22 protein-coding genes and 1 tRNA gene are annotated in these 26,966 nt (G+C 65.5%); 11 read left to right on the forward strand and 12 right to left on the reverse strand.

Features of this window, described 5'->3' with window-relative positions; genetic code table 11:
• The first annotated feature begins 130 nt into the window (after nucleotides 1-130).
• Both PTT45_RS18100 and groL read left to right on the forward strand, forming a co-directional pair.
• The gene (locus PTT45_RS18100) at nucleotides 131-424 is read left to right on the forward strand and encodes a co-chaperone GroES (protein ID WP_043308752.1); all 294 of its coding nucleotides are present in this window, start codon (nucleotides 131-133) and stop codon (nucleotides 422-424) included.
• A gap of 47 nt (nucleotides 425-471) precedes the next feature.
• Nucleotides 472-2,112, forward strand: coding sequence for a chaperonin GroEL (groL, locus tag PTT45_RS18105; protein ID WP_043308750.1), 1,641 nt, complete (start codon nucleotides 472-474; stop codon nucleotides 2,110-2,112).
• 65 nt (nucleotides 2,113-2,177) lie between these two features.
• Here the strand turns inward: groL and PTT45_RS18110 are convergent, their stop codons facing one another.
• Entirely contained in the window at nucleotides 2,178-2,897 is a 720-nt protein-coding gene (locus PTT45_RS18110; RefSeq protein ID WP_273815161.1) for a phosphatase PAP2 family protein, read from the reverse strand.
• Nucleotides 2,894-4,840 carry an LTA synthase family protein gene (locus tag PTT45_RS18115; RefSeq protein ID WP_273815162.1) on the reverse strand — a complete coding sequence of 649 codons (1,947 nt, stop codon included), beginning with the start codon at nucleotides 4,838-4,840 and terminating at the stop codon, nucleotides 2,894-2,896. Before PTT45_RS18115 ends, PTT45_RS18110 begins: the two co-directional genes overlap by 4 nt.
• A gap of 163 nt (nucleotides 4,841-5,003) precedes the next feature.
• Here PTT45_RS18115 and PTT45_RS18120 point away from each other — a divergent pair, with 163 nt between their 5' ends.
• The 4 genes from PTT45_RS18120 (at nucleotide 5,004) to PTT45_RS18135 (ending at nucleotide 8,196) form a co-directional block, all read left to right on the forward strand.
• The gene (locus tag PTT45_RS18120; protein WP_273815164.1) at nucleotides 5,004-5,687 is read left to right on the forward strand and encodes a response regulator transcription factor; all 684 of its coding nucleotides are present in this window, start codon (nucleotides 5,004-5,006) and stop codon (nucleotides 5,685-5,687) included.
• Nucleotides 5,677-6,942, forward strand: coding sequence for a sensor histidine kinase (locus tag PTT45_RS18125; protein ID WP_273815166.1), 1,266 nt, complete (start codon nucleotides 5,677-5,679; stop codon nucleotides 6,940-6,942). The genes PTT45_RS18120 and PTT45_RS18125 overlap by 11 nt, the downstream gene beginning before the upstream one ends.
• Before the next feature lie 134 nt (nucleotides 6,943-7,076).
• Nucleotides 7,077-7,817 carry a lipopolysaccharide kinase InaA family protein gene (locus tag PTT45_RS18130; RefSeq protein ID WP_273815168.1) on the forward strand — a complete coding sequence of 247 codons (741 nt, stop codon included), beginning with the start codon at nucleotides 7,077-7,079 and terminating at the stop codon, nucleotides 7,815-7,817.
• 142 nt (nucleotides 7,818-7,959) lie between these two features.
• Entirely contained in the window at nucleotides 7,960-8,196 is a 237-nt protein-coding gene (locus tag PTT45_RS18135) for a hypothetical protein (protein WP_273815169.1), read from the forward strand.
• A gap of 64 nt (nucleotides 8,197-8,260) precedes the next feature.
• Here PTT45_RS18135 and PTT45_RS18140 read toward each other — a convergent pair whose 3' ends face one another.
• The 7 genes from PTT45_RS18140 to PTT45_RS18170 all read right to left on the reverse strand — a co-directional run bounded on the left by PTT45_RS18140 (nucleotide 8,261) and on the right by PTT45_RS18170 (nucleotide 19,753).
• A complete protein-coding gene (locus PTT45_RS18140) occupies nucleotides 8,261-11,314 on the reverse strand; it encodes a multidrug efflux RND transporter permease subunit (protein ID WP_273815171.1) in 3,054 nt (1,017 codons plus the stop codon).
• A gap of 23 nt (nucleotides 11,315-11,337) precedes the next feature.
• Complete coding sequence (locus PTT45_RS18145; RefSeq protein ID WP_273815172.1) at nucleotides 11,338-12,486, reverse strand: efflux RND transporter periplasmic adaptor subunit; 1,149 nt, start codon at nucleotides 12,484-12,486, stop codon at nucleotides 11,338-11,340.
• Between the two features lie 189 nt (nucleotides 12,487-12,675).
• Complete coding sequence (locus PTT45_RS18150) at nucleotides 12,676-14,301, reverse strand: methyl-accepting chemotaxis protein (protein ID WP_273815174.1); 1,626 nt, start codon at nucleotides 14,299-14,301, stop codon at nucleotides 12,676-12,678.
• A 301-nt stretch (nucleotides 14,302-14,602) separates the two neighbouring features.
• Nucleotides 14,603-15,697, reverse strand: a complete 1,095-nt coding sequence (locus PTT45_RS18155; RefSeq protein ID WP_273815176.1) for a DUF1513 domain-containing protein — start codon at nucleotides 15,695-15,697, stop codon at nucleotides 14,603-14,605.
• 1 nt (nucleotide 15,698) lies between these two features.
• Nucleotides 15,699-16,763, reverse strand: coding sequence for an imelysin family protein (locus PTT45_RS18160; protein ID WP_273815177.1), 1,065 nt, complete (start codon nucleotides 16,761-16,763; stop codon nucleotides 15,699-15,701).
• A gap of 11 nt (nucleotides 16,764-16,774) precedes the next feature.
• Nucleotides 16,775-18,187, reverse strand: a complete 1,413-nt coding sequence (locus tag PTT45_RS18165) for a di-heme oxidoreductase family protein (RefSeq protein ID WP_273815178.1) — start codon at nucleotides 18,185-18,187, stop codon at nucleotides 16,775-16,777.
• 228 nt (nucleotides 18,188-18,415) lie between these two features.
• Nucleotides 18,416-19,753: an imelysin family protein gene (locus PTT45_RS18170; RefSeq protein WP_273815179.1), complete on the reverse strand. Its 1,338-nt coding sequence runs from the start codon at nucleotides 19,751-19,753 to the stop codon at nucleotides 18,416-18,418.
• Nucleotides 19,754-19,909: 156 nt separating this feature from the next.
• Between PTT45_RS18170 and PTT45_RS18175 the strand changes: the two genes are divergently transcribed.
• Together PTT45_RS18175 and PTT45_RS18180 are read left to right on the forward strand one after the other, a co-directional pair.
• Nucleotides 19,910-20,479, forward strand: a complete 570-nt coding sequence (locus tag PTT45_RS18175) for a LemA family protein (protein WP_273815180.1) — start codon at nucleotides 19,910-19,912, stop codon at nucleotides 20,477-20,479.
• A gap of 1 nt (nucleotide 20,480) precedes the next feature.
• Entirely contained in the window at nucleotides 20,481-21,398 is a 918-nt protein-coding gene (locus PTT45_RS18180; protein ID WP_273815182.1) for a GIDE domain-containing protein, read from the forward strand.
• A gap of 3 nt (nucleotides 21,399-21,401) precedes the next feature.
• Here PTT45_RS18180 and PTT45_RS18185 read toward each other — a convergent pair whose 3' ends face one another.
• The 3 genes from PTT45_RS18185 to PTT45_RS18195 form a co-directional block, all read right to left on the reverse strand.
• Nucleotides 21,402-21,902 carry an RDD family protein gene (locus tag PTT45_RS18185; protein WP_273815184.1) on the reverse strand — a complete coding sequence of 167 codons (501 nt, stop codon included), beginning with the start codon at nucleotides 21,900-21,902 and terminating at the stop codon, nucleotides 21,402-21,404.
• A 172-nt stretch (nucleotides 21,903-22,074) separates the two neighbouring features.
• Nucleotides 22,075-22,287: a cold-shock protein gene (locus PTT45_RS18190; protein WP_160082300.1), complete on the reverse strand. Its 213-nt coding sequence runs from the start codon at nucleotides 22,285-22,287 to the stop codon at nucleotides 22,075-22,077.
• A gap of 259 nt (nucleotides 22,288-22,546) precedes the next feature.
• A tRNA-Leu gene (locus PTT45_RS18195) sits at nucleotides 22,547-22,631 on the reverse strand.
• A gap of 195 nt (nucleotides 22,632-22,826) precedes the next feature.
• On the opposite strand from PTT45_RS18195, the gene PTT45_RS18200 reads away from it, so the two are divergent.
• The 3 genes from PTT45_RS18200 to tgt all read left to right on the forward strand — a co-directional run bounded on the left by PTT45_RS18200 (nucleotide 22,827) and on the right by tgt (nucleotide 26,855).
• On the forward strand, nucleotides 22,827-24,590 hold the full coding sequence (locus tag PTT45_RS18200; RefSeq protein WP_273815187.1) for a cation:proton antiporter: 1,764 nt from the start codon (nucleotides 22,827-22,829) through the stop codon (nucleotides 24,588-24,590).
• An 85-nt stretch (nucleotides 24,591-24,675) separates the two neighbouring features.
• The gene (gene queA / locus PTT45_RS18205; RefSeq protein ID WP_273815189.1) at nucleotides 24,676-25,731 is read left to right on the forward strand and encodes a tRNA preQ1(34) S-adenosylmethionine ribosyltransferase-isomerase QueA; all 1,056 of its coding nucleotides are present in this window, start codon (nucleotides 24,676-24,678) and stop codon (nucleotides 25,729-25,731) included.
• 5 nt (nucleotides 25,732-25,736) lie between these two features.
• On the forward strand, nucleotides 25,737-26,855 hold the full coding sequence (tgt, locus tag PTT45_RS18210) for a tRNA guanosine(34) transglycosylase Tgt (RefSeq protein ID WP_273815279.1): 1,119 nt from the start codon (nucleotides 25,737-25,739) through the stop codon (nucleotides 26,853-26,855).
• Nucleotides 26,856-26,966 lie beyond the last annotated feature (111 nt).

Below are 26,966 nucleotides of genomic sequence, written 5' to 3' on the forward strand. Positions count from 1 at the left end.
TTTCTGCCAACGGCAGAACAGACTCGCGCGGCTCGCCCAGGCGTGCCGCGACCCGGCCCCGACCGGACATTGCCTAACCCCGCCGGCGCAGTCGCCGGCCAGTGAAAACAACTATCAGGAGAGATCGACAATGAAGCTTCGTCCTCTGCACGACCGCGTTGTAATCCGTCGCAGCGAAGAAGAGACCAAGACCGCTGGTGGCATCGTGCTGCCAGGCTCGGCCGCCGAGAAGCCGAACCAGGGCGTGATCGTCGCTGTTGGCGCTGGCAAGGTTCTGGACAACGGCGAAGTCCGCGCCCTGGCCGTCAAGGTCGGTGACAAAGTGGTGTTCGGCCCGTACAGCGGCAGCAACACCGTCAAGGTCGACGGCGAAGACCTGCTGGTGATGGGCGAGCACGAAATCCTCGCCGTCATCGAAGCCTGATTCGAAGCGATCTCCGTCTAAACCTACAGAATTGAGGAACAAGCAAAATGGCTGCTAAAGAAGTCAAATTCGGCGATTCCGCTCGCAAGAAAATGCTGGTTGGTGTCAACGTCCTGGCCGACGCCGTCAAAGCCACCCTCGGCCCGAAAGGCCGTAACGTGGTCCTGGACCGCAGCTTCGGCGCTCCGCTGATCACCAAGGACGGCGTGTCCGTTGCCAAAGAGATCGAGCTGAAAGACAAGTTCGAGAACATGGGCGCCCAGCTGGTGAAAGACGTTGCCTCCAAGGCCAACGACGCTGCCGGTGACGGCACCACCACCGCTACCGTTCTGGCCCAGGCCATCGTCAGCGAAGGCCTGAAGGCCGTTGCTGCCGGCATGAACCCGATGGACCTGAAGCGCGGTATCGACAAGGCGACCATCGCCATCGTTGCCCAGCTGAAAGAGCTGTCCAAGCCGTGCACCGACACCAAGGCCATCGCTCAGGTCGGCACCATCTCCGCCAACTCCGACGACTCCATCGGCAACATCATTGCCGAAGCCATGGAAAAAGTTGGTAAAGAAGGCGTGATCACCGTTGAAGAAGGCTCCGGCCTGGAAAACGAACTGTCCGTCGTAGAAGGCATGCAGTTCGACCGCGGCTACCTGTCCCCGTACTTCATCAACAAGCCGGACACCATGGTGGCCGAGCTCGACGGCCCGCTGCTGCTGCTGGTCGACAAGAAGATCTCCAACATCCGCGAACTGCTGCCGGTTCTGGAAGCCGTTGCCAAGTCCGGCCGTCCGCTGCTGATCGTGGCTGAAGACGTCGAAGGCGAAGCCCTGGCTACCCTGGTCGTCAACAACATGCGTGGCATCGTCAAAGTCGCAGCCGTCAAGGCTCCGGGCTTCGGCGACCGTCGCAAGGCCATGCTGCAGGACATCGCCATCCTCACCGGCGGTACCGTGATTTCCGAAGAAGTCGGTCTGAGCCTGGAAAGCGCCACCCTGGAGCACCTGGGTAACGCCAAGCGCGTTCAGCTGAGCAAGGAAAACACCACCATCATCGACGGTGCTGGCCAGCAGGCTGACATCGAAGCCCGCGTTGCGCAGATCCGCAAGCAGGTCGAAGACACTTCCTCCGACTACGACAAAGAGAAGCTGCAAGAGCGTCTGGCCAAGCTGGCTGGCGGTGTTGCCGTGATCAAGGTCGGTGCCGGTACCGAAGTCGAGATGAAAGAGAAGAAAGCCCGCGTTGAAGACGCCCTGCACGCTACCCGCGCAGCCGTCGAAGAAGGCGTGGTACCTGGCGGTGGCGTGGCTCTGGTCCGTGCCCTGCTGGCCATCGAAGGCCTGAAAGGCGACAACGACGACCAGAACGTCGGTATCGCCCTGCTGCGTCGCGCCGTTGAAGCGCCGCTGCGTCAGATCGTGGCCAACGCCGGTGACGAGCCGAGCGTCGTGGTCGACAAGGTCAAGCAAGGTTCCGGCAACTACGGCTACAACGCTGCTACCGGCGTGTACGGCGACATGATCGAGATGGGTATTCTCGATCCGGCCAAAGTCACCCGTTCCGCGCTGCAGGCCGCTGCTTCCATCGGCAGCCTGATGATCACCACCGAAGCCATGGTCGCCGATGTTCCGGAAGACAAGGCTGCTCCGGCCATGCCGGACATGGGCGGCATGGGCGGCATGGGCGGCATGATGTAAGCCGACCGGCTCCCGAGCTGTACTAAAAAGCCCCGCCTAGTGCGGGGCTTTTTCATGGCCGCGATTCAGTGGTGAGCGCCGACTGCGTTGGGCTCCGCGACGGTTTGCGGGCGATACAGAAGCCAGTCATACAGGCCGAGGCAGACCAGCCAGCACAGCGCCGCCGTCCACAGGTTGTGCGAGAGGAAGTGTGCGCCCTGGGCCATGCGCACCAGCGAGAACAGGGTGCCCAGGCTGATGGCGGCGATCAGCGCCGTCCTGGCGCTGCGCGGGTGACGGTCACGCAGGGCGAAGAACAGCGCGAACAGGGCGAAACCGGCCGCGGCATGCCCACCGGGCCAGCAGCTGCCGGGTTTCTCCACTGGTTCGGCGCGCGGGCCGAGCAGCGGCGAGAAGTGCTCGACGCCGCCGTACTGTTCCAGGCTCCAGGGGCAGTGCATCTGCGTGGCCTTCTTCAGCGGGGTGATGATGCCGGTGGACAGCCCCATGGCCAGCACCAGGTAACCCAGCGTGCGGCGCAGCGGGCGCAGGCGGCCCGGCAGCAGGCTGAGCAGGAAGCCGACCAGCGCCAGCACGCCGACGGCGATGACCAGTTGCTTGGCGCGGTCGTGCAGCACGTCCTCAAGGAAGTCGTTGTGTCGACCGATGAAGCCCAGGCCGTTGACGTAGAACAGGTCGGCGACGGCGAAGTCCAGGCGGCTCGGTTCGAACAGCAGGAGGATGGCGAGCAGCGCCAAGGGGATGCCATACCACCAGCGGCGATCGAAGGAGGGAGAGGCACTCATTGCTGGCCGACCTCCAGCTCGCCACGCGGCCCGCGCCAACCCAGCAGGCGGCTCTGGAAGTCATGGCTGGCGGCCTGGTAGTAGGCGATGTCGCGCTGCAGCAGCGGGTCCTGGCTGTCGACCGAGGATTCGCGGCTGGTGTGCAGGGCATCGTCGTGGCGGCGCAGGTGCTGGCGCGGGCTGAGGATGGCCAGGTCGTTGCCGTCGAACAGGCCGAGGTGCTGGTAGTTGCCGATCAGCACGCGCGGCGGCGCGGCGTTGGGCTTGAGCAGATCGCGGCCGAAGAAGGTCGACTGGTAATCCAGGTTGAGCAGGCCGAGCAGGGTCGGCGCCAGGTCGATCTGGCTGGCCAGCTGGCCGTCTTCGCGCGGTTGCAGCCACTTGGGCGCATAGATGTACAGCGGGATGTGATAGTTGGCCACCGGCAGGTCCTCCATGCCGGCGCTGCCGGCGCAGTGATCGGCGACGAAGACGAACAGGGTGTCGTCGAACCAGGGTTTGGCGCGTGCTGCGGTGAGGAACTGGCCGATGGCGTGGTCGGTGTACTTCACCGCGCCCTCGCGGCCTTCGCCGGAGAGAATGTCGATACGCCCGTCCGGGTAGGTGTAGGGCCTGTGGTTGGAGGTGGTCATCAGCTGCAGCAGGAAAGGCTTGCCGGCGGCGTGGTCGGCGTCGGCCAGCCTGATGGCCTGGGCGTAGAGGTCTTCGTCGGCCATGCCCCAGGCGTTCTTGAAGTGGATGTCGCTGTCCGCGACGCTGCTCTGGTCGACCACCCGGTAGCCATTGCCGGCGAAGAAGGCATTCATGTTGTCGAAGTAGCCGCGCCCGCCATAGACGAAGGCGCTGTCGTAGCCTTGGGCAGCGAGCTGCTGGCCAAGGCTGGCGTAGCCACTCTCGCGACCGATGCGTTTGACGATGGAGCGCCCCGGCGTTGGCGGAATCGCCAGGGTGATGGCTTCCAGGCCGCGATCGGTGCGGGTGCCGGTGGCGTAGAAGTTGTTGAAGAACAGGCTCTGCTGGCGCAGCTGGTCGAGGTTCGGGGTCAGCCCGCGCGGGTCGCCGAAGCTGCCCAGGTACTTGGCCGACAGGCTCTCGATGGTCACCAGCACGATGTTCAGCTTGCGCGGTGTGCCGGGGTTGTCGATCTGCCGGCGCACATCCAGCGGGTCGCTGCCGACGAAGGTGGCGGTCGGCTCGGCCAGCTCGCGGCGCAGGGTGGGGGCGACCTGCCGGTCTGGCAGGCTGCTGTAGAACTGTTGGTAATCCAGCTCGTTGTTACGGAAGGCGGCGAAGAACTGGTACGGACCATTGCTTGCCAGCTCGTGGCGATAGGCGTTGCCGCCCAGGCCGCGCGGATTGTCCTGGTCGAGCAGGGCGAGGGACAGGCCGGCGGCCAGCAGCAGGCCGACCACGGCCATGCCACGCTGGCGCCAGCTCGGCAGTGGTGCCAGCAGGGCCGCGGTGAGCGGGCGGTGCAGGGCCAGGGCGATCAGCGCGGCGAATACGCCCAGGCAGGACAGCAGCAGGCCGATGGGGTAGGACTCCAGCAGGTTGTTCAGCACCTCGTCGGAGTACACCAGGTAGTCCACGGCGATGAAGTTGAAGCGCACGCCGAACTCGTCCCAGAACAGCCACTCGGCGGTGGCGACGAACAGCATGAGGAACAGGCTGGCGAGCAGCAGCAGGCCCAGCCCCAGGCGGTGGCCCGGTCGGCGCCACAGGGACGGCGGGCAGAGCAGCAGGTAGAGACCCAGCGGCAGGGCGGCGTAGGCGAGGAAGCCCAGGTCATACAGCAGGCCGACGGCGAACACGCCGGGTGCAATGCCACCGGCTTCGTGCAGGTGCGTGGCGAGCAGTACGCCACGGGTGGCGAGGAACACCGTCAGCCAACAGGCCAGCAGCAGTGACAGATAACGCAGGGGCGCGGTGCGGTGCAGGCGCATGCTAGTTTCCACGGGTAGTTGAAGACGCCGGGGAGTCTGGCGACGGCTTTGTCGATGCCCGGTGAAGAAGGTGTGAAAAAGCCGTCAATTGGCGTCATTCGGCGCGCTGACGGGTTATCGTTGCGCCACTTTTCAGCGGCCATGGGCCGAAACGGAGCTTTTCATGCGCATCCTCCTGGTCGAGGACAATCGCGACATCCTGACCAATATGGCCGACTACCTGCAGATCAAGGGCTACACGGTGGATTGCGCCCAGGACGGGCTGTCCGGCCTGCGTCTGGCCAGCACCGAGCATTACGACCTGCTGGTGCTGGACATCATGCTGCCGGGCATCGACGGCTACACCCTGTGCAAGCGCCTGCGCGAAGAGGCGCGGCGTGACACCCCGGTGATCATGCTGACCGCGCGCGACCAGCTGGATGACCGCCTGCAGGGCTTCCAGGCCGGCGCCGACGATTACCTGGTCAAGCCGTTCGCGCTGTCCGAACTGGCCGCGCGCATCGAGGCGGTGCTGCGTCGCAGCCTGGGCGGCGGCAAGCGCCTGCTGGAAGTCGGCGATTTGTGCTACGACCTCGATACTCTGGAGATCGTCCGCGCCGGCAAGCCGCTCAAGCTCAACCCGGTCGGCCTCAAGCTGCTCGCCCTGCTGATGCAGAAGAGCCCGCACGTGGTGCGTCGCGAGGTGCTGGAGGAGGCGTTGTGGGGCGACGATTGCCCTGACAGCGACAGCCTGCGCAGCCATGTGCACCAGTTGCGCCAGGTGATCGACAAGCCCTTCGACAAGCCGTTGCTGCAGACCGTGCACGGCGTTGGCTATCGCCTGGCGGAGCCCGTAGATGGAGTTTAAGCAGAGCCTGTCGCGACGCATCGTCATCGCCTTCGTGTTGATGACGGCGCTGGTCGGCGGCACCTTCGCCGTCGGCATCGTCGAGACGGTGCACCAGGTCGAGGAGCGCCTGATCTCCAGCGAGCTGGGCGGCGATCTCGGGCGCCTGCTGAAGATGGAGAGCATGGACGACTGGCGCCATGTCCCGGAGCCAGGGCAGCTGTTCTATTTCAGCGACGGGCGCGACGACTTCGCCCTGCCGGCGAACCTGAGCGACCTCTCGCCAGGCTTCCACGAGGTGTTCCGCGACGACGTGTCCTACCACGGCTTCATGGAGCTGGTCGACGGTCGGCGCTACCTGCTGCTGCAGGACCAGAGCGGCTTCGAGGAGCGCGAGCAGCTGCTGTTCGCCGTGGTGCTGGTGGGCTTCCTGATCAGCCTGGCGCTGTCCGGTCTGCTCGGCTGGCTGCTGGCGCGCAAGGTGATTGAGCCGGTGGTGCGCCTGTCGCGCCAGGTGCGCCAGCCGGACCAGCTGCTCGACGAGGCGCCGCAGCTGGCGCGTGACTATGCTGGCGACGAGGTCGGCCAGTTGGCTGCCTCCTTCGATACCACCCTGGGGCTGCTGCGCCGGGCGCTGATGCGCGAGCGGCTGTTCACCAGCGACGTCAGCCACGAGCTGCGCACACCGCTGATGGTCCTCGCCAGCTCCTGCGAGCTGCTGCTGGAGAGCCCGGGCCTGGATGAGCGGGGCAGGGACCGGGTGCGGCGCATGGTCGCCGCCACCGAGGAGATGCGTGGCCTGGTGCAGACCTTCCTGCTGCTGGCGCGTTCGCGCCAGGACGAAGGCATCGCCAGCCAGACCAGCCTGCGCGAGGTAGCCGATGCGCTGGTCGAGCAGTGGCGGCCATCCATCGAGGCCAAGGGCCTGCGCTTCGACTACCGGCCACAGCAGGCCGGCACCGGGTTGTACAACGGTCCCTTGCTGCGCTCGGTGCTGGGCAACCTGTTGCGCAATGCTTGGCACTACACCGAACAGGGGCACATCATCCTCAGCCTCGGTGAGCAGGGTTTCATGGTCGAGGACAGTGGCGTGGGCATTCCTGCCGCCGAGCGCGAGGCCATGTTCCAGCCCTTCGTGCGCGGCGGCGCGGCGCGGGGCGAGGGCCTGGGCCTGGGCCTGTCGTTGGTGCAGCGCATCTGCGAGAGCCAGGGCTGGAGCGTCGAGCTGTCCGATGCCGAGCCCCGCGGCTGTCGCTTCCAGGTGAGCCTGGGCTAGCCGTGTCGAACATTGCGTCTTGCACGCCGGTTGCGCGGGTACGGCTCTTGCAGTCTCCGCGCAACCGGCGGCCATTTGCCCGAATTCAGCACCGATCTGCGGTCGCCAGAAGCACTGTGTTACCCAGCGTTACCATGCCGGGGCCATGGACGTGGGGAGCACTCGGTTCTGGAGAGTCGATTTTGTTCCAGCTGTCTTCCGCGGGAATTGCCGGTGGCGCTCAGTTTGAGCGCTGGTGGCAGCTACAAGGTGAATGGGTCGAAGCGCCCAATCAACGCCGGGGTGGGGAGAGCGGGGTGCAGCGCTTGCACAGCGCCGAGGGCCATCTGTTGTATGCCAAGCGCCAGGTGGGGCACCTGTGTCGCAGCCTGGCCCATCCATTTGGTCGGCCTACGGTGCTACGCGAGCGCGATGCGCTGGATGGTCTGAGCCGCCTGGGTATCCGCGTGCCGCGGCTGATTTACTGCGGCGCCAGTTACCAGGCCGAGGAGGGCTGGCGTGGCCTGCTGGTCAGCGAGGCGCTGGAAGGTTTCAGCGATATCGAAAGCTGGTACGCCGCCGGTGGCGATCGTGGCGGTGAGCAGCATGCCGTATTACTGCAACAAATAGGTGCGACACTGGCGCGGATGCACCTGGGTCGTTGGCAGCACGGCTGTCTGTACGCCAAGCACGTGTTCGTGAAGGTGACGCCCGAGGGTGTGGAAGTGGCGCTGCTCGATCTGGAGAAGAGCCGCCGCCGCTTCAGTCGCAAGCGCGCCGCTCAGCACGATCTGCGTCAGCTACGGCGGCATTCGCCCTGGGGCGAGGGCGAGTGGCAACAGCTGCTGCAGGGCTACGCCCTGCAGTGGGGCGGCGAGTTGCCGCAGCTGGGCTGAGGAACTTCGTTTTCAATGGGCGCTCTGATGAGCGCCGCGTCCCGCAGCGGTTCGCCGCTCGTCGGGTCAGGTGTTGCCAAGGAGTGGTCTGGACTAGTTTTAATTTTCAGGCGTTTGGCAGCGCTATCAAGGGGTTATCGAAATGAAATTAGAAATCGCTAGAGGATTATTCCTCGTCGGTGCCCTGAGCGTCACGGCCCTGGCTGCCGCCGCCTGGCAGGAGCCCGCACCGCAGGTGCTGGATGCCGTCAGCTGTGCCGAGCAGCAGTGTCCGGTTGTCTCCAGCCGCCACACCAACATCAATGCGGTCGAAGCGGACAGCGACAACCTGGTGCTACTGATGTTCGGCCTGTCCCACGCGATGAAGGCCGAGCAGTAACCCGGCCTGCACCGCTCCAAGAAAAAGCCCCGCATGTGCGGGGCTTTTCGTTTCTGCCGGTGGCTCAGTGCGCCACTGCGTGTGCCGTGGCCGGTCCCTTGTCCGGGCTGGCCAGCAGGGTGTAGACGCAAGGCAGCACGAACAGGGTGAACAGGGTGCCGATCGACATGCCGGTGGCGATCACCAGGCCGATGTCGAAGCGGCTCACCGCACCGGCACCGGTGGCGAGGATCAGCGGCACCATGCCAAACACCATCGCCGCGGTGGTCATCAACACCGGGCGCAGGCGGATCGACGCGGCTTCCTCGATCGCCTCGCGCACCGACAGGCCCTTGTCGCGGCGCAGCTGGTTGGCGAACTCGACGATCAGGATGCCGTGCTTGCTGATCAGGCCGATCAGCGTCACCAGGCCCACCTGGGTGTAGATGTTCATGCTGGAGAAACCGAGGAAGATCGGGATCAGCGCACCGCAGATCGACAGCGGCACCGTCACCAGGATCACCAGCGGGTCGCGGAAGCTCTCGAACTGCGCCGCCAGCACCAGGAAGATGATCGCCAGGGCCAGGCCGAAGGTGATGTACAGCGCGCTGCCTTCCTGCACGTACTGGCGGGTCGCGCCGGCGTAGTCGAAGGTGAAGCCGCGCGGCGCTTCCTCGCGGGCGATCTGGGCGATGGTGTCCGCCGCCTCGCCCATGCTGACGATCGGTACGCCCTCGATGGTTGCCGCGTTGAGCTGCTGGAACTGCTTGAGCTTGGTCGGTCGCGCGCGGTCGCTGACCTTGATCAGCGTGCCCAGCGGCACCATCTGCCCGCTCTCGCTCTTCACGTGGTAATTGCTCAGCCAGCCCGGGTTGTCGCGGTAGGGGCGCTCGACCTGGGCGATCACCTTGTAGCTGCGACCGTCGATGGTGAAGCGGTTGACCTCGCCCTCGCCGAGCAGGATGGCCAGGGTGGCCCCCAGGTCCTGCATGGAAACGCCCATCTGCGCAGCCTTGGCGCGGTCGATGTCGACCACCACCTCGGGCTTGTCGAAGGCCAGGTCGACGTTGAGGAAGGCGAACTTGCCCGACTCCATCGCGCGCGCCTTGATGCGCTCGGCCACCTGCAGCAGCGACTCGTAGTCGTTCGGCGTGTTGACGATGAACTGGAACGGCAGGCCCTCACCGGTACCCGGCAGCGACGGCAGGTTGAAGCCGAAGATCTGCAGGCCGGGGATGTCGTTGAGGCGATGCTGGACGATCGGCAGCAGCTCCATCTGGGTGCGCTCGCGCTCGCTCCAGGGCTTGAGCAGGAAGCCGCCGATACCCGACTGCACGCCGTCGAAGCCGTTGATCTGGAAGGACGAGTAGTACTCGGGGAACTCCTTGAAGATCTTCACGAACTGGTCGGTGTAGGCGTTCATGTAGTCCAGGTTGGTCGGCTGCGGTGCGTTGGCGAACAGGAACACGATGCCCTGGTCCTCGTCCGGCGCCAGTTCGTTCTTGCTGAACATCAGCAGCACCGGAATCAGGCACAGCACGATCACGCCGAACACGATCACCACCGGACGGGTGTTGAGGGTGCCATGCAGGGCCTTCTGGTAGCGCCGCTTGAGGCGGTCGAAGATCATGTCCAGCTTGTGCGCGAGGCCCGTGGGGTTCTCTTCGTGGCGCAGCAGGCGCGAGCACATCATCGGCGACAGGGTCAGGGCGACCACGCCGGAGATGATCACCGCCCCGGCCAGGGTCAGCGCGAACTCCTTGAACAGCGCGCCGGTCAGGCCCTCGAGGAAGCCGATCGGGGCGTACACCGCGGCCAGGGTGATGGTCATCGAGATCACCGGCACGGCGATCTCGCGGGCGCCCTCGATGGCAGCGTCGAACGGCGTCTTGCCCTCTTCTATATGGCGGTGGATGTTCTCCACCACCACGATGGCGTCGTCCACCACCAGGCCGATGGCCAGGACCATCGCCAGCAGGGTCAGCAGGTTGATCGAGTAGCCCATCAGCTGCATGAAGAACAGCACGCCGATCATCGACAGCGGGATGGTGATCACCGGGATCAGCACCGAGCGGAACGCGCCGAGGAACAGGAACACCACGACCACGACGATCAGCACCGCCTCGGCCAGGGTCTTCACCACCTCGTCGATGGAGGCGCGGATGAACTCGGTGGCGTCGTAGGCGATGGACACCTTGAGGTTCGGCGGCAGCTGCGCCTCCAGCTCCGGCAGGGCGGCGCGCACGTGCTTGATCACATCCAGCGGGTTGGCGCTGGGCGTGCCCTTGATGGCGATGTAGACGGATGGGATGCCGTCGAACGAGCTGATCGAGTCGTAGTTTTCCGCGCCCATTTCCACCCGGGCGATGTCACGTACCAGCACGCGGCTGTCGCCGCTGGTCTTCACCGGAATGGCGCCGAAGGCCTCGGCCGACTTGAGGTCGGTGGTGGCGTTGATGCTGGTGACGACGTACTCGCCCTTCACCTGGCCGGCGGCGGCGAGGAAGTTGTAGCGCTGCACGGCGCTGGTGACATCGGTCGCGGTGATGCCGTAGGCGGCCATCTTCACCGGGTCCAGCCACAGGCGCATGGCGAATACCTGGTTGCCGAGGATCTCGGCTTCGGCCATGCCGGGCAGGGTGGCCAGCTTGGGCTGGATCACCCGCGACAGGTAGTCGGTGATCTGCGGGTTGGACAGCTCGTCGCTGTAGAAGCTGACGTACATCAGCGCCGAGGCGTCGGCCGCTTCCTTGGACAGCACCGGGTCTTCGGCATCCTGCGGCAGCTGGTTCTTCACCTCGTTGGCCTTAGCCAGCAGCTCGGTGAACAGGCGGTCGGTATCCGCCCCGATGCGCGCATAGATGGAGATGGTGGAGAAGTTCTGCTGGCTCGACGACGTCATGTAGTCGATGCCCTCGGCACTGGCCAGGCTCTGCTGCAGCGGCTGGGTGATGTAGCCCTGGATGGTCTCGGCATTAGCGCCGGGATAGGCTGTGCTCACCGTGATCAGGGCGTTTTCCATCTGCGGGTACTGGCGGATCACCAGTTTGCTGAAGGCCTGGAAGCCCAGCAGGATGATCAGCAGGCTGACCACGGTCGCCAGGACCGGGCGCCGGATGAAGGGATCTGTGAAAGCCATAGCGGGTTCCTTGGCGTCGGGCCTTATTGCTCGACGCTGGCTTGGGTGTCCTTGGTCAGCGACTGGTCATCGACGATGGTGACGTGGGAGCCGTTATCCAGCTTGAGCTGGCCGGCGGTGACCACCTGCTCGCCGGCCTTGAGGCCCTTGAGTACCAGGACCACGCCGTCGCGGCGCTCGCCGGTCTCGATGAAGCGCCGCTCGACCTGCAACTGGGCCTGGCCTTTGTCGTCCTTCACTACGGCGCCTTTGTCGTCCTTCTTCTCGCCGATTACGTACACCGAGTTGCCATACAGGGTGTAGGTAATGGCGGTTTCCGGGACCAGTACCTGGAGCTTCTCGCCCGGCAGCAGCACATGGAGGTTGGCGAACATGCCCGGCAGCAGCTTGTGGTCCGGGTTCGGCAGCATGGCGCGAACCTGGATGTTGCGGGTGGTCTCCTCGACCTTGGGGTTGAGCGCGTTGACTTCGCCCTCGAACACCTCGCCCGGATAGGCCGCCACGCTGATGCGCACGCGTTGGCCGATGGCCAGCTGCGGGTAATCCTGTTCGGGCAGGAAGAAGTCGACATACAACTTGGACAGGTCCTGCAGGGTGGCGAACGGGTTGCCCGGGCTCAGGTAGTCGCCGGTGTCCACCTGGCGGATGCCGATGGTGCCGGCGAAGGGCGCGAGGACGCGTTTCTTGTCCAGTTCGGCCTTGAGTTGGGAAACGCTGGCCTCGGCCTTGAGCAGTTCGGCGTTGAGGCGGTCGAACTCGCTCTTGGAAATGGCCTGCTTGCCGGCGATCTTCTTGCCGCGCTCGTACTCTACGCGGGCCAGTGCACGCACGGCCTCGGCGGTGGCGAGGATGGCGCGTTCGACTTCGCTGTCCAGTTGCAGCAGCGGTTGGCCGAGGGTGACCTTCTCGCCGGACTGGAACAGCACTTCCTTGACCGTGCCCTGTACCTCGGTGGTCAGGTCGACGCCCTGGAAGGCCTTGAGCGTACCGATGGCCGGCAGGCGGCTCTGCCAGGGTTTCTCCTCGGCAACGGCGGCAGACACGCTGATGGCCGGCTGCGGGGCCGAGAACATCTGGATCTGCTGATAGATGGAGAAGCCTTTGTAGGCGGCGAGGGCGAGCACCACGACGAGCACGACGCCCAGCATGATGAGCATGCGGCGGAGCAACATATTCCGAATCCTTGGCGAGGCAGAGAGAGCCTGGAATAGGCGAAGCAGGCACCTTAGTGCCAGTCGATAATCAAGTCAAAAGCTTGGCGTTTACAAAGCTTTGCCGCGGCATTATCGCGCAAGGAACGGAGGGAAAAACCACACAGATGGCGGCAGAAACGGCACCTCCCTGTGCCATTTCGGCGAGGATCAGGCGCCGAGGCGCTGGGTGACCTGGCTCAGCTCGCCGGACAGACTCTGCAGGTTGTGGCTGGCCGCCTGGGTGCGCTCGACGTTCTCCTGGTTGGAGCTGGCGATGGCGGTGATCTCGGTGAGGTTGCGCGAGATGTCCTCGGCCACCGAGGTCTGCTCCTCGGCGGCGGTGGCGATCTGCCGGTTCATGTCGCGGATGGCCTCCACCGCGCCGGTGATGCGCTCCAGCATGGCGCCGGCCTCGGTCACCTGGGTCACGCCTTCCTCGCTGCGGCTCTGCCCGCTTTCGATGGCACGCACGGCGTTGATGGCGCCGGACTGCACGGTGTCGATGATCTGGTGGATCTCTGCGGTGGATTCGGCGGTGCGCTGGGCCAGAGTACGGACCTCGTCGGCCACCACGGCGAAGCCGCGGCCCTGCTCGCCGGCGCGGGCCGCCTCGATGGCAGCGTTGAGCGCCAGCAGGTTGGTCTGCTCGGCGATGCCGCGAATCACTTCGAGCACCTTGCCGATGCGGCCGCTGTCGGCCTCCAGGCGACGGATCACCTCGGCGGTGTTGGCGATCTCGCCGCGCATGCCGGTGATGGTCTGGATGGTCGACTCCATCACCCGGCCGCCCTGGCGCGCAGAGTTGTCGGCATCGTCGGCGGCGTGTGCAGCCTCGGCGGCGTGGCGCGCCACTTCCTGGGCGGTGGCGGACATCTCGTGCATGGCGGTGGCGACCTGGTCGGTACGCTCGAACTGCTCGTTGATGCCCATGGTCATGCGCGAGGCGATCTGGTTCAGCTCGCCGCTGGCAGTGTCCAGGTTGCCGCTGCTCAGACGCAAGCTGTCGGTGGTGCTGGCGAGAAAGTCGCGCAGGGTGTTGGCGGCGCGGGCCAGCAGGCCCAGCTCGTCCTTGCGCTCCACTTCCACGCGCTGGCCGAAGCGGCCGTGGCTGAGCTGGTCGACATGGCTGATCAGGTGGCGGATCGGGATGATCAGGTGGCGGTTGACCAGCCACAGGCTGAACAGGCCGATCACCACGCTGGCGGCCAGCATCACCAGGGTACCCAGGGTGATGGTGCGCTCGGCGCTGGCATTGATCAGCTCCGCCTGCTGCAGGCTCTGCTCGCGCAGCTGGTCGACCAGCGCGGTCATCTGCTCGCTGGCGGCGCGGTCGATGCCTTTGACTGCAGCGTCGCCGGCCTTGACGTCACCGCCGGCGGCGACGAAGGCGTCGCGGCCCTTGCGGTAGTTGGCGCCGAGGGTCTGGTGCTCGCTGCGCAGGCGATCCACCTTGGACTTCAGCGCGGCATCGTCTGCGGCCTCCTTGGACAGCTCGCCGAGGATGTCCTGCACCTTGCGTTCCTGGGCTTCGAACTGGGCCCAGTACTTGTTCAGGTTCTCGCTCTCCTGGCCGCGCAGCAGGACGTTCTTCCATTCCTGCACCTGGATCTTGAACTCGACGTTGGCGGCGTCGATCAGGCGGGCGGCCTGCAAGGGGCCCTCGAGCAGGCCGCGATAGGCCTGCATGCCGCTGGAAAGGAAGCTGAAGCAGGCCAGGGCAGTGACCAGGATCAGGGCCAGGCTGCCGCCGAGCAGGGTGAGAATCTGCGCACGCAGGGACTTCTGTAGGGACATGGCGAAGGCGCCTCTTGAGGTGGTGAATCCTCGGAGCCCACACATGGGGCGCCGGAATGCGGATATCCCTATCTCCGGCCACAGGACCGGGGCACAGGCCTGCCGTGAGGCGAGCTCGTGTGACGTGCCGTTCAGTATAGGTCGGCCGAGACGCGATGGCCTTTAGCCGTCAGTTCGCTCCAGGCCCCGGCTGCCGTGAGGGACAGCCGGATAGCGCAGGAACTTTGGCAGTTTGCCCGCCGTAGATGACGTTTTTGTTGCAGTTGCGTTTCCGCGTCGGGTTCCCGGCGCGGAAACGGTCTCAGGCGAGGTGCAGGTGGTTGTCCCAGAAGGCGGCAGGCAGTTGCAGGGGTTGCATGGCGATCTCGCTGCCGCGGCAGTCGTAACGGCGGCAGCGACCCTGGCCGGAGGTCACCACGAAGCCATCCTTGATCGCGCCAACCCCGGCGCAGTCGGGCAGGGGCGCATCGAGGCGCACGGCGCCGCTGTCCAGGTCCCAGATGAAGAAGCGATTGCCGCGCGGCGCGGTCAGGGCCACCAAGCGCAGCTCGTCATGGATGGCGACGCTGGCGGTGTACTGGCTCATCGCTGCCCACTGCGCATCGCCGAGCGGGAAGGGCTCGAAGGCCTGGCCGGGGCGCTTGATCGCCAGCAGGTCGGAGCGCTCGTGGCTATCGCCCATGAACTGTTGGCCGGCGACGATGGTGCCGTCGGCGGCGACCGCCAGGTGGCGGACGCTGTTCATCTGCTGCGGCAGGGTTTCCTTGGACAGCAGCGTGCCGTCGCGGCGCATCAGCACCAGGCTTGGTTCCATGGCGTCGAGGTTCATCTCGACACGGCTCTCGGCCTCGGTGCGGATGCCGCCGTTGGCGACGATCAGGGTTTCGCCATCGGGCATCCAGCTGACCTGGTGCGGGCCCAGGCCATGGGTCGACAGCTCGCCCTCGCGCACCAGTCGCTCGTTGTCGAAGCGGTACACACCGAGCAGGCCGCGGCCAGGGTCGGTGGTGTCGTTCTCGGTGGCGTAGAGCCACTCGCCATCCCTATGGATCGCGGCGTGGCCATAGAAATGGCGGTCGGGCTGCGCGGTCACGGTCTGCAGCAGGCGACCGTCGCGCAGGTCGATCAGGTAGCTCTCGGTGCCGGGGCGGCGCGCCACGTAGAACGCCAGCGGCAGGCTCGGGTGCTCGATGATGTCGTGGCAGCGCTGGGCAACCCGCGTGGCGAACACCTGCTCGCCGTCCAGGCGGTAGGCCACCGCATAGTGCTGGCCGTTGTTGTCGTCACGCGCCGACAGCAGCAGCGGCGTGCCGCTGCGCCGGCTGAGACTCCAGCCACCCAGGGCGAGGGCGCCGAGCAGCGTGCTGCCGAGCGCCAGGACATGGCGGCGCAGCATGCTAGTCACCATCGTTGGCGTTGAAGCCGAGCTGGACGTTCAGCGCCTTGGCCAGCTCGCCTTCCTGCAGGCGATGCAGTCGGTTGAGACTGTCGTAGAAGTCGTTGGCCTGGGTCACGCCGTCCTTGGTGGAGAGCAGTTCGACCAGCGGCGGCTCCAGGGCCTCCAGCTTCTGGATGGCCTCGGCATAGGCGGCGTCGACGCGGGAGGCGAGATCCTTGTGCTCGCTGCCGAGCAGGTCGCGCAGGCCCTTGCCGTCCTTGCCGCGCCACAGCGACTCGGCGCTGGCCAGCACGGCGCCGACGTTGGACAGCGACGTGGCGCTGCGCCAGGCCTCGGCCTGGTACGGCTGGGGAATGCCCTTGGACTGGCGGCCCAGCGGTGCGCCGAGCTTCTTCTTCAGCGTGTCGATGGCGGTGATCTGCACGCGCAGCAGCTCGGCGATCGCCTCCTTGGACTCGGCGTAGCGGTTGTTGGGGAATTTGCTCAGCTGCTCGGCCATGCCGTCCTTGGCCGTCCAGCCGGCGAGGATGGCTTCGGCCAGGTGCTGCTGGCGTGCGCCGATGGCTTCCAGCAGCGGGCAGTAGCGCTCACGGGTGGCTGCATCGGTCTGGTCGATCTGCGGATCGAAGAGGATGTATTCGTAGGCGGTCAGGCCCTGCACCACGACGCTGGCCTTCTCCAGGCCAGTGGCATCGATACCCGGGTTGGCCTTGATCAGTTGCTCGACCTGGCGCTGCACCAGGTTCTTCTTGTCCGGCCAGAACTGTACGCGCCAGGCCTGGTTGCCCTCGGCCAGCGGTCCGACCAGCAGCGGCTGCAGTTCGGCCCAGGCCTTCTGCGCGGCGAAGAAGTCGGCATGCGCCTGCTGCAGTTCGATCTGCCCGGCGCAGTAGGCGATGGCGCTCTTGGCCAGCGCGCGGTCGGCTTCGACCCAGCGGTTGTAGGTCGGCAGGATCACCTGTTCGGTCAGGGCGGCGGTGACCTGGGCCTGCGGGTCCTGCGGGGCGCAGGCGCCGAGGGCGAGGGCGGCGAGGCTGGTGAACAGGAGTTTGGGTCGGAACATGCAGGGGCTCCTCAGAGAGAGTTCAGGAAGGCCAGCAGCGCGCCGCGCTCGCTGGCATCGAATTCGACGACGGCCTGCTTGGCGCTTTCCGCCTCACCGCCGTGCCAGAGAATGGCCTCCAGCAGGTTGCGGGCGCGACCGTCATGCAGGAACTGGGTGTGGCCGTTGACGCGCTCGGTCAGGCCGATGCCCCACAGCGGCGCGGTGCGCCACTGGCGGCCGCTGGCCTGGAATTCGCTGCGGCCATCGGCGAGGCCTTCGCCCATGTCGTGCAGCAGCATATCGGTATAGGGGCGAATGGTCTGCTTGGCCAGCTCCGGCTCGGCGGCATCGGCTGCGGTGACGAAGCTGGGTGTGTGGCATTTGGCGCAGCCGGCATCGCTGAACAGCTGCTTGCCGCGGCGTACTTCCAGATCGTCGACGCCACGACGCGCGGGCACCGCCAGGTTGCGGGTGTAGAACAGCACGTTGGCCAGGATGTTGTCGCTGACCTCGGGCTCGCCGCCATGCGGCATGGCGCGACAGTCGGTCTGCGCCGCGGTGCATTCGTCATGCGGCAGCAGGCTGGTGGTCAGGCCCATGTCGCTGGAGAAGGCATGCACGTTCTGCTGGTTGAGGTTGGGCTGGCCGGCCTTCCAGCCGAAGCGGCCGAGCACGGTCTCGCCACGGGCGTCGTCCCAGACCTGGTTGGCCATGCCGCGGATGCCGTCGCCGTCGCGATCCTCGGGGTCGGTCGCGGCGAGGATCGTCGCCTCGGGAATCGCCTCGAGCAGGCCCAGGCCGATCATCGGCGGGGCGATGCGCGCGGAGAACAGGGTGTCCGCCTGCATCTCACCGTAGCCAAGGTTGCTGATCAGCAGGCGCGGCTTGCGCAGTTCCACCTGCGTGCCGTCGGCGAGGGTGACCGACTGGCTGTCGTACTCGACCCGCACCTTGCCCTCGGGCGCCACGCCGGGGTTGCTCATGTCCTGCAACTGGCCGCCGTACACCGGCTCGGGTATCACACCCAGGCGCTGGCGCAGCTCGGCATGCGCCGGCGAGTCGTCACCCGGCACCGACAGGCGCACCAGCATAGAAGCCGCGCTGATGGCATTGGCTTCCGGCGGATGACCGCGGCCGTCCTTGATGTGGCAGTTCTGGCAGGCGTTGGTGTTGAACAGCGGGCCGAGGCCGTCGCGCGCGGTGGTGGTGGACGGCGCGATCACCCAGGGATTGCGGAAGAAGCTGTTGCCCACGGCGAAGTCCAGGCGCCGCGATGGCGCGAGGTTGGCGGAGGGCAGGGAGAAGGCGTTCTGGTCGCGCTGGCTTACCGTGGTGGCGCCACCGGACAACGCTTCGCCGGGTTCGGCAGGCGCCGGCGTGCGCTCGCAGGCCGAGAGGAGCAGGGCCAGCGGCAGGAGGCAGAGGCGCAGCGGGGAGGGCATCGATAAAGCCTGGACAGCCGGACAAGGCGGGCAATCTTAGCAGGCTAAGGGAGTTCAAATAAGAGGAATTAGCGTTTGTGCCTGAACCATATTGTCGCGGGATAAGAATAGGCGGAGGCAATCTGGCAGCGCCTGGCGACGGCCAGAAGGGCGGCTACCAGCAAAGGCCGCGCATAAAAAAACGGGAGCGCCTTGTGGGCGCTCCCGTCCTGGACAGCTCTGCGGGTATCAGAACTGGTGATCGGCGGTGTCCGGGTTCAGGTCGCTGATGCCCAGAACGGCCGAGGCCTTCTCGATGGCACCAGTCTGCTTGACCAGGGCGGCGATGGCGTCACGGACCTTCTGCTGGCCTTCGGCGTTGCCGGCGGCGATCAGTTGGTCGAAGTGCACGTTGTCCTTCTCGGCGCTGTCGACCAGCACCTGCAGCTTGGCTTCGGTGGCTTCCAGGTCGGCCTTCAGGGTGGTGTCGGCAGCGGCGTCAGCCTTGGCGACCAGCGAGGACAGGCTCGGGCCGGTCAGGGTGGTGCCGTCGACCTTCTTGTACTCGCCCAGGTAGACGTTGCGGATGCCTTTGCCGTTGTAGAAGTGCGAGTTGTGGGTGTTGTCGCTGAAGCAGTCGTGCTCGTCTTCGGTGGAGTTGGCTTCCAGGGCGACCTTCATGCGCTCGCCAGCCAGCTCGCCGAGGGACAGGCTGCCCATGCCGAACAGCATCTTGCGCAGGCCGCTCTCGGCCGACTCGGCCTCCAGCTTGGCGCGGTAGTTGTCGGCAACGCCGGCTTTCCACTGGCCGACCATCTCGTCCAGGTCGCTGACCAGCAGGTCGGTGGCGGCCTTGAGGAAGGCGCGGCGACGCTCGTTGTGCTCGCCGGTGGCGCCGTCGCCGACCAGATAGTCGGTGTACGGACGCTGACCAGCGCCCGGGCCGGTGCCGTTCAGGTCCTGGCCCCAGAGCAGGAACTCGATGGCGTGGTAGCCGGTGGCGACGTTGGCTTCGGAACCGCCCAGCTCGTTCAGCTCGGCCAGCTTCTCGCTGGTGATCTCGGTGACGTCGATCTTGTCTTCGCCGACCTGGATGGTGGTGTTGGCGATGATGTTGGCGCTGGCGCCCGGGTTGCCCAGGGCGTGCTGGTAGTCCTTGGCGACGTAGTCGATCAGGCCTTCGTCCAGCGGCCAGGCGTTCAGCTGGCCTTCCCAGTCGTCGACCACGGCGTTGCCGAAGCGGAACACTTCGGTCTGCATGTAGGGTACGCGTGCGGCCAGCCAGGCTTCCTTGGCGGCTTTCAGGGTCTCTTCGCTCGGCTTGGCGAGGAAGGCGTCGACGGCGGTCTGCAGCTGCTTGCCGGTGCTGGCTGCGTCGCTGAACACGGTGAAGGCCAGCTCGGCGTAGTGGTTGACCACGGCCTTGGCGGCGGCTTCGTCGATCTTGCCCGCAGCGGCTACGGGAGCGGTGGCAGTGGCCGGAGCGGCGGCCTGCGGAGCGGCGGCCTCTTTCTTGTCGTCGCCGCAGCCGGCGAGGGAAATGGCGAGGGCCAGCAGGCTGGCGGTGGCCAGGGGCATGCGAGTCATGGCGGAGTCCTTTGCTTCTAGTGTTGGAAGGCGGGAAAACCGCCCAATGATGCGAAAGATTTTCATTAAATGCAAAGGCGATTTCCGTTCGTCGCCCTTGTGGACGCGGCGCGGGCTATCGCTAGAATGCCGGCAGTTCACAAGGAGTGTCGTCCCATGCTTGTCACCGTTGCCGTGATTGTCGTGCTGTTCCTCGTTGCCGCCTGGGCGGTGGTTCTCTACAACGGCCTGGTGCGCCTCAAGCACGGGGTGAGCAAGGCGTGGTCGAACATCGACGTGTTGCTCAAGCAGCGCCACGACGAGCTGCCCAAGCTGGTAGAGACCTGCAAGCAATACATGCAGCACGAGCGCACCACCCTGGAACGGGTGATCGCCGCACGCAGCGCCGTGGCCAGTGCTCGCGAGCAGCAGGACGTGGGCGCCCTGGGCAAGGCCGAGAGCAGCCTGCGCGCCGGCCTCGGCCAGCTGTTCGCCCTGGCCGAGAACTATCCCGACCTCAAGGCCAACGACAGCTTCCAGCATCTGCAGCAGCGTATCTCCGGGCTGGAGAACGCCATTGCCGACCGCCGCGAGCTGTACAACGAGGCGGTCAACCTGAACAACGTGCGCATCGAGCAGTTCCCCGATGTGATCCTGGCGCGCATGTTCGCTTTCAAGGAAGCCGAGCTGCTGCAGTTCAGCGAGGAAGAGAAGGCCGACGTCGACCTCAAGTCGCTGTTCAACTGAGATGGATGTTCCGGGTCTGGCCATCAGCATGGCCTTCAGCGTCGGCGCGTGTGCTGGCGGTGGCTGGTGGTGCATCAAGCGCCTGTCCGAGGCGCGCTTCCTGCTCAATACGCCCACCTCGAAGATTCGCTCCGCTGCCCAGGGTTACGTCGAGCTGTACGGCGTGCTGGACGAGTTGCCCGGTGGTCAGCAGCAGGCGCCGCTGACCGGCACGCCCTGCCTGTGGTGGCGCTTCAAGATCGAGGAGTATTCCGGCGACGGCAAGAACCGCCGCTGGCACGTGGTCGAGAGCGGCACCAGCGAGGCGCTGGTGCGCCTCAAGGATGCGACGGGGGAGTGCCTGATCAATCCGCGTGGCGCCGAGGTGCGGCCCAGCACTCGCCAGGTGTGGAGTGGCAGAGAGCGTCACCCGCGCGGACTCAGCAGCGGTGGTGGGCTGCTCGGCATGCTGCTCTCGGCCAATAGCCAGTACCGCTACACCGAGGAGCGCCTGCACGTCGGGCAGCCGCTGTATGCCATCGGCGATTTTCGCACCCGCGGCGGTGCCGAGGCGTTCGATCTGACGCTGGCACAGGGTGCGGTAGTGCGCGAGTGGAAGAGCGATTTCGCCGGCATGCTGCAGCGCTTCGACAGCAATGGCGATGGCCAGCTTGATCCGGTGGAGTGGGAGCGCATGCGCGAGTCGGCGCGGGCCGAGGCCCAGCGTCGTCAGCTGGCGCGGGGCGAGGCGCCAGTGCATCACCAGTTGGCCAAGCCCGGCGAGTCCTACCCCTTCATCCTGTCGAATGGCGGCGAGGATGAGCTGGCCTGGGGCTTCTATTGGCAAGCGGCGGGTGGCGCGCTGCTCTGTCTGGTCGGCGCCCTGGCTACTGCCTGGCTGGCAGTCAACGTACTGCTGCCGGGATTGGCCGGCTACTGAGCCTTACTTGCCCTGCTTGTGGATGTTCTTCGGCAGCTGCACGACCTGGCTGTCCGAATAGATGTCGTGCCAGCTGCGCTTCTGCTTGTCCCACAGGGCCCAGAAGAAGCCCAGGCCGCAGAACAGCCAGGAGCCGATGGCCACCACGAAGCGCAGCAGTGCCTGCCACAGGGTGACGGCACTGCCATCGGCGTTCTGGATGCGCAGGCCCCAGACCTGCATGCCGAGGGTCTGGCCGTTGTGGGTCCAGAACTTGGCGAAGAAGCCGAACAGGCACATCACCAATAGGGTGGAGAGCAGGGGATCGCCATCCAGCTTCCCAGCATCGGACATCTGGCGCAGTTGCTCCTCGCCGAGGATGGCCATCTGCACCATCTTGTACAGCAGGGTGACCACCATCAGCAGGGCGACGCACAGCAGGAAGTCGTAGAACATCGCGGCGAAGCGGCGGATCAGGCCGGCGGCGGGAAAGTCGCCCTGGGGGCGCAGTAGGTGCTTGGGCATGGATGGCTCGGCGGAAGAAAACTGCGCGCGATTGTACGGGGTGGAGGCGGTGGGCACAAAAACGCAGGGTGTGACCAGGTGTTGTTACGGGGCAAAGAGGTAAGGTCTCTGGCGCGCGGGCATAAAAAAGCCCCTGATGTTTCCATCAGGGGCTCTTTCGAAGCAGCAGCGATTAGCCCAGAACCTGGACCTTGTCAGCTTGCATGCCTTTCTGGCCTTGCACGGCTTCGAAGGTAACCTTCTGGCCTTCTTTCAGGCTCTTGAAGCCGTTACCTTCGATAGCGCGGAAGTGCACGAACAGATCCGGACCGCTCTCGGGGGTGATGAAGCCGAAGCCCTTCTCGTCGTTGAACCATTTGACGGTGCCGGTTTGACGATTCGACATTGTCTTATTTCCTTGAAACTAGAGTTGATGGCAGCCTCCCGAGCTTATGACGCGAGAGGGCTGGAACTGGTTGCAGAGAGTAAGAGAAGTCGAGCGGGATGTAGCGGATCTAGGATCTACTGCATCAGGTCACGATTCAAGGCGACCCAAGCAAACACAGTTGACCCACTCTAGCTAACTCAAATGAATTTGCCAACCCCCTCTGAAACAGCTGATTTCAGAGGCTTTGCAGGCAATTTTGGGGGGAGGAAAAATATCGTGGTGCCCCGGGAGAGACTCGAACTCTCACTCCTTTCGAAAACGGATTTTGAATCCGCCGCGTCTACCGATTCCGCCACCGAGGCACGATGGGCGCGCAGTATAGGGAGGAGGCCAATTGCGGTCAATTGCGCGCGGGCTTTGCCATCGGTGCTTACAAATTTTGAGTTGCGTGCCGATTAGCGCAGCAAATCAAGATGTTAGGCTGTGGCATCAGGTTTCGTGGTGCCCGATGTAGCGGCGCTGCGGGGGAGGTTGCGCAGTAGAAGGGGAACGCCGCGATGCATGCCATCAGCTTCATTCAGGATCTGGCAGTGATCATGCTGGTCGCCGGTGTGGTGACCGTGTTGTTCCATCGCATGCGCCAGCCGGTAGTGCTCGGCTACATCCTCGCCGGCTTCATCATCGGGCCGCACACCCCGCCCTTCGGGCTGATCCATGACGAGGAGACGATCAAGATCCTCGCCGAGCTCGGGGTGATCTTCCTGATGTTCTTCCTCGGCCTCGAGTTCAGCCTGCGCAAGCTGTTCAACGTCGGCTCCACGGCATTCATCGCGGCGGCGCTGGAGATCGCCCTGATGCTGTGGATCGGCTACGAGATCGGCAGCTTCTTCGGCTGGAGCAAGATGGACTCGCTGTTCCTCGGCGGCATCCTGGCGATCTCCTCGACCACCATCATCGTCAAGGCGCTGAGCGACCTGAAGCTGAAGAACGAGCGCTTCGCCCAGCTGATCTTCGGCGTGCTGATCGTCGAGGACATCCTCGGCATCGGCATCATCGCGCTGCTGTCCGGTATCGCCGTCAGCGGCTCGGTGGAAACCGGCGAGGTGTTCGCCACCGTCGGCAAGCTGTCGCTGTTCATGGTGGTGGCGCTGGTCATCGGCATCCTGCTGGTGCCGCGCATCCTCGCCTATGTCGCCAAGTTCGAGAGCAACGAGATGTTGCTGGTCACGGTGCTTGGCCTGTGCTTCGGCTTCTGCCTGCTGGTGGTCAAGCTGGAATACAGCATGGTGCTGGGCGCGTTCCTGATCGGCGCAATCATGGCCGAGTCGCGCCAGCTGCCGCAGATCGAGCGGCTGATCGAGCCGGTGCGCGACATGTTCAGCGCCATCTTCTTCGTCGCCATCGGCCTGCTGATCGATCCGGATGTGCTGGTCGAGTACGCGGTGCCGATCCTGGTGATCACCGTTGCCGTAATCGTCGGCAAGGTGCTGTCCTGCAGCCTCGGCTCCTTCATCGCCGGCAACGACGGGCGCACCTCGCTGCGTGTCGGCATGGGGCTGTCGCAGATCGGCGAGTTCTCTTTCATCATCGCCGCGCTGGGCATGACCCTGCAGGTCACCAGCGACTTCCTTTATCCGGTGGCGGTCGCCGTGTCGGCCATCACTACTCTGACCACGCCGTACCTGATCCGCGCCGCCGACCCCTTCTCCAATGCGCTGGCCGGTGTGGTGCCGGAGCGCATCTCGCGGGTCTTCGGCCTGTATGGCGACTGGCTGCGCAGCATCCAGCCACAGGGGCAGAACGTCATGCTGCTGAGCATGATCCGGCGCATCCTGCTGCAGGTGGCGGTGAACATCGCTCTGGTGGTGGCGATCTTCCTCAGCGCCGCTTACTTCGCCGCGCCGCTGGCGGCCTACCTGGAGCCCTGGGTGCGGGCGCCGAATGTGCAGAAGGCGTTGGTCTGGGGTGGCGCGTTGCTGCTGTCGCTGCCGTTCCTGGTGGCGGCCTACCGCAAGCTCAAGGCTCTGGCCATGCTGCTCGCCGAGCTTGGCGTGCGCCCGGAGAAGGCCGGCCGGCACACCGTGCGGGTACGCAAGGTGATTGCCGAGCTGATCCCGTTGCTGTCGCTGGCGGTGATCATGCTGATGCTCGCCGCGCTGTCCACCAGCATCCTGCCGACCGGCGAGGCGCTGCTGGTGATCGCGCTGGTGGCGGTGGCGGCCATCACCCTGTTCTGGCGCTGGTTGATCCGCCTGCACTCGCGCATGCAGATCGCCCTGCTGGAAACCCTGGAACAGGACAAGCACGACTCGCACCGATAGATGGCTTCGGCGCCGGTGATCGGGGCGCGCGTGGCTCGCACGCGCGCTTTCCGGTAAGCTCTGCGCCCCCTGCGAGACTGACCCCATGCGTGTTGCCGACTTCCATTTCGACCTGCCCGACGACCTGATCGCCCGCCATCCGCTGGCCGAGCGCAGTTCCAGCCGCCTGCTGGTGCTGGACGGCGAGAGCGGTGCGCTGGCCCACCGGCAGTTCGCCGACCTGCTCGGATACCTGCGTCCCGGCGATCTGATGGTGTTCAACGACACCCGGGTGATCCCGGCGCGCCTGTTCGGCCAGAAGGCCTCCGGCGGCAAGCTGGAGATTCTGGTCGAACGTGTCCTGGACAGCCATCGCGTGCTGGCCCACGTGCGTTCGAGCAAGTCGCCCAAGCCGGGCTCGCTGATCCATATAGAAGGTGGCGGCGAGGCCGAGATGGTCGCCCGTCACGACGCGCTGTTCGAGCTGCGTTTCGCCGAAGAAGTGCTGCCGCTGCTGGATCGGGTCGGTCACATGCCGCTGCCGCCCTACATCGACCGCGCCGACGAGGCTGCCGACCGCGAGCGTTACCAGACCGTCTATTCCGATCGTGACAAGGCCGGTGCTGTTGCCGCGCCGACCGCCGGGCTGCATTTCGACGACGCGCTGTTGGCGGCGATCCGCGAGAAGGGCATCGAGACCGCCTTCGTCACCCTGCATGTCGGTGCCGGCACCTTCCAGCCGGTGCGGGTCGAGCGTATCGAAGATCACCACATGCACCGCGAGTGGCTGCAGGTCGGCCAGGACGTGGTCGACGCCGTTGCCGCCTGCCGCGCCCGTGGCGGGCGAGTGGTCGCCGTCGGCACCACCAGTGTGCGTTCGCTGGAAAGCGCGGCCCGCGAGGGTGAGCTGAAGGCCTTCAGTGGCGACACCGACATCTTTCTCTACCCGGGCAAGCGCTTCCATGTGGTCGATGCCCTGGTCACCAACTTCCACCTGCCGGAGTCGACCCTGCTGATGCTGGTCTCGGCTTTCGCCGGTTATCCGCAGACCATGGCCGCCTATGCCGCGGCCGTGGAGCAGCGCTACCGCTTCTTCAGCTACGGTGATGCCATGTTCATCACCCGCAACCCCGCCCCGCGCGGTCCCGAGGAGACCCCATGAGCCATATGTCCTTCGAGCTGCTGGCCACCGACGGCCGTGCCCGTCGTGGCCGCCTGACCTTCCCGCGCGGCGTGGTGGAGACCCCGGCCTTCATGCCGGTGGGTACCTACGGCACGGTCAAGGGCATGCTGCCGCGCGATGTCGGTGACATCGGCGCGCAGATCATCCTCGGCAACACCTTCCACCTGTGGCTGCGCCCGGGCACCGAGGTGATCAAAAAGCACGGTGATCTGCACGACTTCATGCAGTGGCAGGGGCCGATCCTCACCGACTCCGGCGGCTTCCAGGTGTTCAGCCTGGGCGCCATGCGCAAGATCAAGGAGGAGGGCGTGTATTTCTCCTCGCCGGTAGACGGCGCCAAGGTGTTCATGGGCCCGGAAGAGTCCATGCAGGTCCAGCGCGACCTGGGCTCGGACATCGTGATGATCTTCGACGAGTGCACCCCGTACCCGGCCGACTTCGATGTGGCCAAGCGCTCCATGGAGCTGTCGCTGCGCTGGGCCAAGCGCTCGAAGAATGCCCATGAGGGTAACCCCTCGGCGCTGTTCGGCATCGTCCAGGGCGGCATGCACGAGGAGCTGCGCCTGCGCTCGCTGGAAGGCTTGCTGGAGATCGGCTTCGATGGCCTGGCCATCGGCGGCCTGTCGGTGGGCGAGCCGAAGGAAGAGATGATCCGCGTGCTGGACTTCCTGCCGCCGCACCTGCCGGCCGACAAGCCGCGCTACCTGATGGGCGTGGGCAAGCCGGAAGACCTGGTCGAGGGGGTGCGCCGCGGGGTGGACATGTTCGACTGCGTGATGCCGACCCGCAACGCACGCAATGGTCATCTGTTCACCGACACCGGTGTCATCAAGATCCGCAATGCCGTGCACAAGCTCGACGACTCGCCGCTGGATCCGGCCTGCGATTGCTACACCTGCAAGCACTTCTCCCGCGCCTATCTGCATCACCTGGATAAATGCGGCGAAATGCTGGGAAGCATGCTCAATACCATCCACAACTTGCGCCATTACCAGCGCCTGATGGCTGGTTTGCGCGAGGCAATTCAACAGGGTACATTGGCCGCCTTTGTCGATGCCTTCTACGCCCGGCGCGGCCTGCCGACGCCGCCGCTGGAGTCCTGACGGGATTGAAAACGGCCGGTCGCACCCCATCTAGAGGGTGATCCAGTTTCCGCCAACGCCCGCCTTACGAGCGGGCGCCGACAACAACAGTTTCAAGACCTCGCAACTAGG

The sequence above is a fragment of the Pseudomonas sp. Gutcm_11s genome (assembly GCF_028649395.1).
Lineage (GTDB): Bacteria > Pseudomonadota > Gammaproteobacteria > Pseudomonadales > Pseudomonadaceae > Aquipseudomonas.

Excerpts from the sequence above, each read along its gene's own strand:
- PTT45_RS18100 (WP_043308752.1), top strand. The coding sequence starts at position 131 with ATGAAGCTTCGTCCTCTGCACGACCGCGTTGTAATCCGTCGCAGCGAA.
- groL (WP_043308750.1), top strand. The coding sequence starts at position 472 with ATGGCTGCTAAAGAAGTCAAATTCGGCGATTCCGCTCGCAAGAAAATG.
- PTT45_RS18110 (WP_273815161.1), bottom strand. The coding sequence starts at position 2,897 with ATGAGTGCCTCTCCCTCCTTCGATCGCCGCTGGTGGTATGGCATCCCC.
- PTT45_RS18115 (WP_273815162.1), bottom strand. The coding sequence starts at position 4,840 with ATGCGCCTGCACCGCACCGCGCCCCTGCGTTATCTGTCACTGCTGCTG.
- PTT45_RS18120 (WP_273815164.1), top strand. The coding sequence starts at position 5,004 with ATGCGCATCCTCCTGGTCGAGGACAATCGCGACATCCTGACCAATATG.
- PTT45_RS18125 (WP_273815166.1), top strand. The coding sequence starts at position 5,677 with ATGGAGTTTAAGCAGAGCCTGTCGCGACGCATCGTCATCGCCTTCGTG.
- PTT45_RS18130 (WP_273815168.1), top strand. The coding sequence starts at position 7,077 with ATGCCGGGGCCATGGACGTGGGGAGCACTCGGTTCTGGAGAGTCGATT.
- PTT45_RS18135 (WP_273815169.1), top strand. The coding sequence starts at position 7,960 with ATGAAATTAGAAATCGCTAGAGGATTATTCCTCGTCGGTGCCCTGAGC.
- PTT45_RS18140 (WP_273815171.1), bottom strand. The coding sequence starts at position 11,314 with ATGGCTTTCACAGATCCCTTCATCCGGCGCCCGGTCCTGGCGACCGTG.
- PTT45_RS18145 (WP_273815172.1), bottom strand. The coding sequence starts at position 12,486 with ATGTTGCTCCGCCGCATGCTCATCATGCTGGGCGTCGTGCTCGTCGTG.
- PTT45_RS18150 (WP_273815174.1), bottom strand. The coding sequence starts at position 14,301 with ATGTCCCTACAGAAGTCCCTGCGTGCGCAGATTCTCACCCTGCTCGGC.
- PTT45_RS18155 (WP_273815176.1), bottom strand. The coding sequence starts at position 15,697 with ATGCTGCGCCGCCATGTCCTGGCGCTCGGCAGCACGCTGCTCGGCGCC.
- PTT45_RS18160 (WP_273815177.1), bottom strand. The coding sequence starts at position 16,763 with ATGTTCCGACCCAAACTCCTGTTCACCAGCCTCGCCGCCCTCGCCCTC.
- PTT45_RS18165 (WP_273815178.1), bottom strand. The coding sequence starts at position 18,187 with ATGCCCTCCCCGCTGCGCCTCTGCCTCCTGCCGCTGGCCCTGCTCCTC.
- PTT45_RS18170 (WP_273815179.1), bottom strand. The coding sequence starts at position 19,753 with ATGACTCGCATGCCCCTGGCCACCGCCAGCCTGCTGGCCCTCGCCATT.
- PTT45_RS18175 (WP_273815180.1), top strand. The coding sequence starts at position 19,910 with ATGCTTGTCACCGTTGCCGTGATTGTCGTGCTGTTCCTCGTTGCCGCC.
- PTT45_RS18180 (WP_273815182.1), top strand. The coding sequence starts at position 20,481 with ATGGATGTTCCGGGTCTGGCCATCAGCATGGCCTTCAGCGTCGGCGCG.
- PTT45_RS18185 (WP_273815184.1), bottom strand. The coding sequence starts at position 21,902 with ATGCCCAAGCACCTACTGCGCCCCCAGGGCGACTTTCCCGCCGCCGGC.
- PTT45_RS18190 (WP_160082300.1), bottom strand. The coding sequence starts at position 22,287 with ATGTCGAATCGTCAAACCGGCACCGTCAAATGGTTCAACGACGAGAAG.
- PTT45_RS18200 (WP_273815187.1), top strand. The coding sequence starts at position 22,827 with ATGCATGCCATCAGCTTCATTCAGGATCTGGCAGTGATCATGCTGGTC.
- queA (WP_273815189.1), top strand. The coding sequence starts at position 24,676 with ATGCGTGTTGCCGACTTCCATTTCGACCTGCCCGACGACCTGATCGCC.
- tgt (WP_273815279.1), top strand. The coding sequence starts at position 25,737 with ATGTCCTTCGAGCTGCTGGCCACCGACGGCCGTGCCCGTCGTGGCCGC.